This is a genomic window from Streptomyces bohaiensis (assembly GCF_012033785.1).
Taxonomy (GTDB): Bacteria; Actinomycetota; Actinomycetes; order Streptomycetales; family Streptomycetaceae; genus Streptomyces; species Streptomyces bohaiensis.
This window is the reverse complement of the sequence record NZ_JAAVJC010000257.1, coordinates 1-6,670: the sequence shown is the minus strand read 5'-3', so window position 1 is coordinate 6,670 and position 6,670 is coordinate 1. Positions and strand designations below refer to the sequence as shown.

The 6,670-nt window shown below is 75.8% G+C and carries 8 protein-coding genes; 5 read left to right on the top strand and 3 right to left on the bottom strand.

What is annotated here, in order from left to right; genetic code table 11:
• Positions 1-724 (top strand): futalosine hydrolase (locus HCN52_RS20230; RefSeq protein ID WP_168089882.1); only part of this gene is annotated, 724 nt, incomplete at its 5' end.
• Positions 721-1,641, top strand: coding sequence for a 1,4-dihydroxy-6-naphtoate synthase (locus tag HCN52_RS20225; protein WP_168089881.1), 921 nt, complete (start codon positions 721-723; stop codon positions 1,639-1,641). The genes HCN52_RS20230 and HCN52_RS20225, both read left to right, overlap by 4 nt.
• A 114-nt stretch (positions 1,642-1,755) precedes the next feature.
• Here the strand turns inward: HCN52_RS20225 and HCN52_RS26000 are convergent, their stop codons facing one another.
• On the bottom strand, positions 1,756-2,139 hold the full coding sequence (locus tag HCN52_RS26000; RefSeq protein ID WP_167970411.1) for a cold-shock protein: 384 nt from the start codon (positions 2,137-2,139) through the stop codon (positions 1,756-1,758).
• Positions 2,140-2,392: 253 nt separating this feature from the next.
• Between HCN52_RS26000 and HCN52_RS20215 the strand changes: the two genes are divergently transcribed.
• Positions 2,393-2,644, top strand: a complete 252-nt coding sequence (locus HCN52_RS20215) for a hypothetical protein (RefSeq protein ID WP_168089880.1) — start codon at positions 2,393-2,395, stop codon at positions 2,642-2,644.
• 159 nt (positions 2,645-2,803) lie between these two features.
• Here HCN52_RS20215 and HCN52_RS20210 read toward each other — a convergent pair whose 3' ends face one another.
• Together HCN52_RS20210 and HCN52_RS20205 are read right to left on the bottom strand one after the other, a co-directional pair.
• On the bottom strand, positions 2,804-3,448 hold the full coding sequence (locus tag HCN52_RS20210) for an HAD family hydrolase (protein ID WP_168089879.1): 645 nt from the start codon (positions 3,446-3,448) through the stop codon (positions 2,804-2,806).
• Between the two features lie 116 nt (positions 3,449-3,564).
• Positions 3,565-4,683, bottom strand: coding sequence for a hypothetical protein (locus HCN52_RS20205; RefSeq protein WP_168089878.1), 1,119 nt, complete (start codon positions 4,681-4,683; stop codon positions 3,565-3,567).
• 331 nt (positions 4,684-5,014) lie between these two features.
• On the opposite strand from HCN52_RS20205, the gene pstB reads away from it, so the two are divergent.
• Together pstB and HCN52_RS20195 are read left to right on the top strand one after the other, a co-directional pair.
• Positions 5,015-5,872: a phosphate ABC transporter ATP-binding protein PstB gene (pstB, locus tag HCN52_RS20200; protein WP_168089877.1), complete on the top strand. Its 858-nt coding sequence runs from the start codon at positions 5,015-5,017 to the stop codon at positions 5,870-5,872.
• A gap of 7 nt (positions 5,873-5,879) precedes the next feature.
• A complete protein-coding gene (locus tag HCN52_RS20195) occupies positions 5,880-6,620 on the top strand; it encodes a response regulator transcription factor (RefSeq protein ID WP_312876798.1) in 741 nt (246 codons plus the stop codon).
• Positions 6,621-6,670 lie beyond the last annotated feature (50 nt).

Genomic DNA, 6,670 nt, shown 5'->3' with positions numbered 1-6,670 from the left:
GGCCGCCGGCTGCCCCGGCGTCACCGCTGTCGCCGCCGGCGTCGGTCCGGCCGCCGCCGCGGCGGTGACCGCCGCCGAACTGGCCACCGCCCAGGCGCAGGACCGGCCGTACGGTCTGGTCGTCTCGGCGGGCATCGGCGGCGGATTCGCGCCCCGCGTCCCGCTGGGGGCCGTCGCGGTCGCCACCGCGCTGGTCGCGGCGGACCTCGGCGCGGTGACGCCCGACGGGTTCGCCGACGTGACCGCACTCGGCTTCGGCACGGTCGCCCACGAGCCGCCCGCCGGGCTCGTCCGGGAGGTGGCCGCGCTGACCGGCGCGCACACCGGGCCGATCCTCACCGTCTCCACCGTCACCGGCACGGCCGAGCGCGCCGCGGAGCTGACCGCCCGTCACCCCGGCGCCGTCGCGGAGGCGATGGAGGGGTTCGGCGTCGCGGAGGCCGCGGCCCGTGCCGGCGTCCCGGTGCTGGAGCTGCGCACGGTCTCCAACCCGGTCGGTCCCCGCGACCGTGCCGCGTGGCGCATCCCCGACGCGCTGCGGGCGCTGACCACCGCCTTCCGGGCCGCCGGCCCGGCCCTCACCGCTGCGGCGGCAGGTGCCGCCTCGGGGGCGACCGGCGCGCCGAGCGGCGTTGCTCCGCACCCCACCGACGTCCCGCCCGCCGACGTCCCATCCGCCGACGTCCCGCCCACCGACGTCCCGCCCGCCGAGGAGACACCATGACCGAGGCCACCCCCACCGCCGGCCCGTCGGCCGCGCCCGCGCCGGGTACCGCGCTGGACGTCGCGTACTCCCCGTGCCCCAACGACACCTTCACCTTCCACGCGTGGGCCCACGGGCTGGTCCCCGGCGCCGAGCCGCCGGAGGTGACCTTCGCCGACATCGACGTCACCAACGGGATGGCGGAGCGCGGCGAGGGCTCGGTGCTGAAGGTCTCGTACGCCGTGCTGCCCTGGGTGCTCGACACCTACACGCTGCTGCCGTGCGGCGGCGCCCTCGGGCGCGGCTGCGGGCCGCTGGTGCTCACCCGCGGCACGGACGAGACCGGCGGCGGCACGGCCGGTACCGCGGCGCCCGCGACGGCGGCCGACCTCTCGGGCCGGACCGTCGCCGTCCCCAGCGAGCGGTCCACCGCCTACCTGCTGTTCCGCCTCTGGGCGGCGGCCCACGTCCCCGGCGGCGTCGGCGAGATCGTCGTCCTGCCGTTCCACGAGATCATGCCCGCGGTGCGCGACGGCCGGGTCGACGCCGGACTGGTCATCCACGAGGCGCGGTTCACCTACCAGCGCTTCGGGCTCCACCGCCTCGCCGACCTCGGCGAGTTCTGGGAGGACACCACCGGCCACCCGATCCCGCTGGGCGCCATCATCGCCAAGCGCTCGCTGGGCGCGGAACGCATCGCGGCACTGACCGACGCCATCCGCGCCTCGGTCCGCCAGGCGTGGGAGCGGCCGGAGGCGTCACGCGACTACGTGCTGGCCCACTCCCAGGAGATGGAGCCCGAGGTCGCCGACCAGCACATCGCGCTCTACGTCAACGAGTTCACCGCGGAGCTCGGCGAGGAGGGGCTGGCGGCGGTCCGCGAACTCCTCGACCGCGCCGCAGCCGAAGGGTTGGTCCCGCCGGTCACCCTCGACTGACGCGCGGCCCCGCGCGGCCGAGCCGTGCCGCGGCACGCCGACGGCCCGCCACCGCTGCGCGCGGGGACGGGCCGGGCGGGGACGGGAGCGGCCGCGCGGTCGGCGCGGCCCGGCTCACACGTCGAGCTGGTCGGCGACGGCGCGGAGCAGCCCCGCCACCTGTGCGCCGCTGCGCTTGTCCGGGTACTTGCCGCGCTCCAGCTGGGAGGTGACCCCCTCCAGCAGCGTGGTGAGGTCCTGCACGATGGAGGCCAGCTCGTCCGGCTTGCGCCGCTGGGCGGCGGCGACGGACGGCACCTGGTCGAGAACGGTCACCGACAGCGCCTGGTCGCCCCGCTGCCCGGCGACCACGCCGAACTCCACGCGCTGGCCGGGACGGAGGACGTCCACGCCCTCGGGCAACACCGAGGAGTGCACGAAGACGTCGCCGCCGTCGTCGCGGGACAGGAAGCCGAAGCCCTTGTCGGCGTTGAACCACTTCACCTTGCCGGTAGGCAAAGCACACCTCGCTCCACAGTCAGCCGAACCACAGTCGTCGCAGGTCAGGCTATAGGTCGGTCGTGCTACCCGCCGTCGTCCCCGAAGCCTCGCGCAATGGATACCCACCACCGGCCCCACCCACCCCTGCCGAGACGGACCGAAGCCGCCGATCACGTCACACCCACGCCGGGGCAGGCGCCCGCCGGGCGGGGCGGGGGCAGCCGGTCGGGGTGCGCGCCGGGGTCTCGGCGGCGCCCTCTACGCTGGAGGGGTGAGTGAGAGCCCTGAGCGCGTCAGTTCCCCCGGTGACCTGCTGGTCCGTGTCGGCGGCGTCATCTTCGCCGTGGGCGCGGTGGCGACCCTGATCACCTTCGTCCCGATGTTCATCGGGACCGAACCGTTCCCCGTCGCGGCGTATGTCGTCTCGATGCTGATGGGGCTCGGCTTCGCCGTTGCCGGCGCCGGCATGGCGCGGTCCATCGCCGCCCAGCGGCGCCGGGACCGCGCGGCCGCCGCCGGCTGACCCTTCCGGGAACCGGAACCGGGACGGGACCGCCGCCAGGGTCGCGGCACCCGCGCGGCACGGCCGACGTTCCGCACGGACGGCGCGGCGCGGGGTCCGTGCGGTGCCGTGGTCGGCGCGGTGGTCGGCGCGGTGCGGGGTCCGTGCGGGCGGGCGGCCTCAGCGGCCGGTCGCGGTGGCGAGGTGCTCCTCCAGCCAGCCGGGGAAGTCCTTGAGCCCGTTGGCGAGCAGTACGTCCGCGCCGGCCTCGCGCAGTTCGTCCGCGGCGCAGGGACCGGTCGCCACCGAGACCGCGAGCGCGCCGGCCGCGTGGGCGCCGCGCACGTCGCCGACGTGGTCGCCGACGTAGATCGTCGCGCCCTGCTCACGCAGGGCCTCCCCCTTCGCCTCGGCCCAGAGGTCACCGAAGAGCAAGTTGGGCGCGAGGCCGAGGAAGTCCAGGTGCATCCTGGCGTTGACGCCGATCTTGGCGGTGACGACCATGCTGCGGCCACCGGCGCCGCGGACGGCGTCCAGCGCCTCGACGGCGCCCGGCAGCAGCGGCGACGAAGCGATGGCGTGGTCCGGGTAGAGCGCCCGGTAGCGGTCCACCGCCCACGGCACCCGGTCCTCGGGGAACCAGTTCTTCAGCTCCCAGGTCAACGGCGGGCCCAGGCGCGAGACGGCGAGGTCGGCGTCGATGTGGACGCCCGACTCCTCCGCGAGGGCGCGGTAGGTGCTGCGGATACCGGGGCGGGTGTCCACGAGGGTCATGTCGAGGTCGAAACCGACGGTGGGTCCGGGGGCGGGGTTCGTCGTGGGCATCTGGTCATTCTCGGTCACGCCCCGGCGCCGCGCGCCGCCCACGGGGTGTGAGAAACACCGCCCCGCACGCGACGACGCGGGCCGGGGCGGTGCGGCCTGCTCCGTTCGCCGCGCGCTCAGGCCTTGCCGGGCGGGCGGCGCAGCGAGCGCCACAGCAGGAAGAGCGCGGTGGCCAGCGCGGCACCGCGCAGCAGCGCCGGCCAGTGGTCACCGAGGGCGGTGCGGAGCACCTCCCCTTCCAGCGGCTCGCCCCAGTACTCGTTCACCCGGCCGAACAGCCAGGTGAACCAGCCGCCGACGACCAGCGCCGGCATGCCGAGGACCGCGAACTTGGCCACCGGTCGGCTGAGCCGGGGCGCCCACCAGGCCAGCAGCCAGCCGCCGAGCATCGGCAGCAGTTCGGCCATGACCGCGCCGCCGATCAGCAGCAGCGCGCCGAAGAGTTCGACGGGCCCGCCGGCGTGCTTGCCCGCCGTCCGGTCGCGGAGGGCGCCGCGCAGGCCGCGGGCGCCCTTGGGGCCGGGCTCGCCGCTGGCGGCGGCCGGCGCCTTTCCGCCCGCGGCGTCGGTGGCGGGGACGGGCGCGCCCGCATCGGCACCCTTGCCGCCGTCGCCGGGCTTGGCCAGCGGGTCGGCGGGCGGCGGCGGGGCGACCCGGTCGTCGGGTTCGGCGGGCGGCCGCAGCATGTCGGGTTCGATGATGCCGCCGGTGAACGCCCCGATGGCGCCGTCGCGCCACTCGGTGGGGACGGCACGGTCGGCGGCGGTCGGCGGGTCGGGCAGGTCGAGGTCGACCAGTTCGTCGGGGGCGGGGCGCGCGGCGGGGACCTCGGCGGCCCCGGGGGACGCCGCCGGGGCGGCGGGCGCCTCGGGCGTCGGCCGGCGTCGCTCGTCCCCGGCGGCGCGGGAGGTCAGTGCCCGGCCGAACCTGCCGAACCGGCCGCGGCTCTCCGCCGGTTCCTCCGCGGTGGCGGAGGCCGCGGACTGCCACGGTGCGGACTCGGGGGCTCCCCCGGCGGCCGCGACGACCTCCTCGGGGCGGCCGATGCCGCCGAGGATGCGTCTGACGTCGGCGTCGCGCTCCTGGCCCTGCACGGCGGACCGCCGGCGGCCGATCTCGTCGCGCAGCTTGCCGACCAGTTCGCGGCGCTCGGCCGAGGGGATGTTGGCGCTGTGGGCGAGGTCGCCCACTTTGCTGAGGTAGTCGAGTACCAGTCGTTCACCGTCGATGCCCACGGCTCCGCATGCTACCGACCGCGGGGCTCCGAAACCCCGGATGACGGCCAACCGGCCCGGCGCGGCGTTCTGTTGATCTGCGCGGCGCGGCTCCGGACGCGACGGCGCAGACGCCTCCCGAGCGGGGGCGCCCGCGGCCCGTCGCGGAGCCGTTCGGGGGCGGCCGCCGGCGGGGGCGCCCGGTGGCTGCGTGGCGGCGGCCGGGCCGAACCTGCGGGAACGCCGTTGTTCATCCCGGATTCACCCCACGCCGTGCAACCCGCTACCCACGGCTCGTTACATGGTGAACGTCCGTGCCGGACAACCCAGCCAACGCCCCGGGAGCCCGCCGATGCCCGTAGACCTGTCGATACCGGCGCGCGCCGGCGCCCCGGACGACTCCGGCTCCGGCGGCGCCCGTCCCGCCGCCCCGGTGGTGTTCCGGCTTGCGGGGCTGGAGGTCTCCTACGGTGCGCACCGCGCCGTCCGCGATGTCTCGATGGACATCCACGAGCGGGAGATCACCGCGCTGATCGGCCCCTCGGGCTGCGGCAAGTCGACCGTGCTGCGGTGCCTGAACCGGATGAACGACCTGGTGCCCGGCGCCCGGGTGGCCGGGGAGGTCAGCTACCACGGGGCGGACCTCTACGGCGAGGACGTCGACGCCATCGAGGTGCGGCGGCGCATCGGCATGGTGTTCCAGAAGCCCAACCCGTTCCCCAAGTCGATCTACGACAACGTCGCCTACGGCCTGCGGATCGACGGCCGGATGCCCAGGTCCGAGCTGGACGACCGGGTCGAGGAGGCGCTGACCGGCGCGGCGCTGTGGGACGAGGTGAAGGCCAAGCTGAAGCAGAGCGGTCTGGCGCTCTCCGGCGGGCAGCAGCAGCGGCTGTGCATCGCCCGCACCATCGCGGTCCGCCCGGACGTGGTGCTGATGGACGAGCCGTGCTCGGCGCTGGACCCGATCGCCACCGCGCGCATCGAGGACCTGATGGTGAAGCTCGCCGACCGGTTCACCATCGTCATCGTCACCCACAACATGCAGCAGGCGGCCCGCGTCTCCGATCGCACCGCTTTCTTCACTGCCGACACCGACAGCGAGGGAGTGCGCCATGGGCGCCTGGTCGAGTACGACGCGACCGAGAGGATCTTCAACCGCCCCGCCGACCAGCGCACCGAGGACTACATTTCCGGCCGCTTCGGCTGAGCCGGCGGTGGACGAGGCCCCCGGCCCCGAACCGCTGATCCCGGCGACGCTGCGCATCCCCCTGGGCTCCCACCCGGTGGTGCTGCTCGCCGACTCCGACGAGCGCATCCGGCAGGGTCTGACGGCGCAGTTGGCGAAGTACCAGGTCTCCGTCGTGCACTGCGCCGACGGCGCGGTGACGCTGCTGGAGGCCGGACTGCGCAAGCCGGACGTGCTGCTGGTCTCCGCCGACCTGCCGCTGCTGGACGGCGCGACGGTGCTGCGGCTGGTGCGGCGCCGGCTGTCGATCCCGGTGGTGCTGGGCGTGGGGCCCGGCGACACCGAGCAGGTCGGGCCGGCGCTGGCGGCCGGGGCCAGCGCCTGCGTGGCGCGGCCCTACCGGCCGCGCGAGGTGGCGCAGTTGCTGAGCCTGGCCGACCGGGGCACCCGCGGCTGGGACCAGCCGCTGGTCTGCGGGCCGCTGACGCTGGACCCGGGCAGCTACGAGGTGCGGATGCACGGCGTCCCCACCGGGCGGCTGCCGCTGCGCGAGTTCCAGCTGCTGCACCTGCTGATGCAGCATGCGGAGAAGGTCATCACCCGCGACCGGATCCGCGCCGAGCTGTGGGGGGACGGCGCGCGGCGGTCGAACACGATCACGGTGCACATCCGGCGGCTCCGGGAGCGGCTGGGCGACGACCCGCACCACCCCGAGATCATTCAGACGGTGCGCGGGGTGGGGTACCGCCTGGTGCCGCCGGGCGGCTGAGACCACCGCCGTGCCGTGCCGGTCGCCCCCGCGCGTGGGGCGACCGGCAC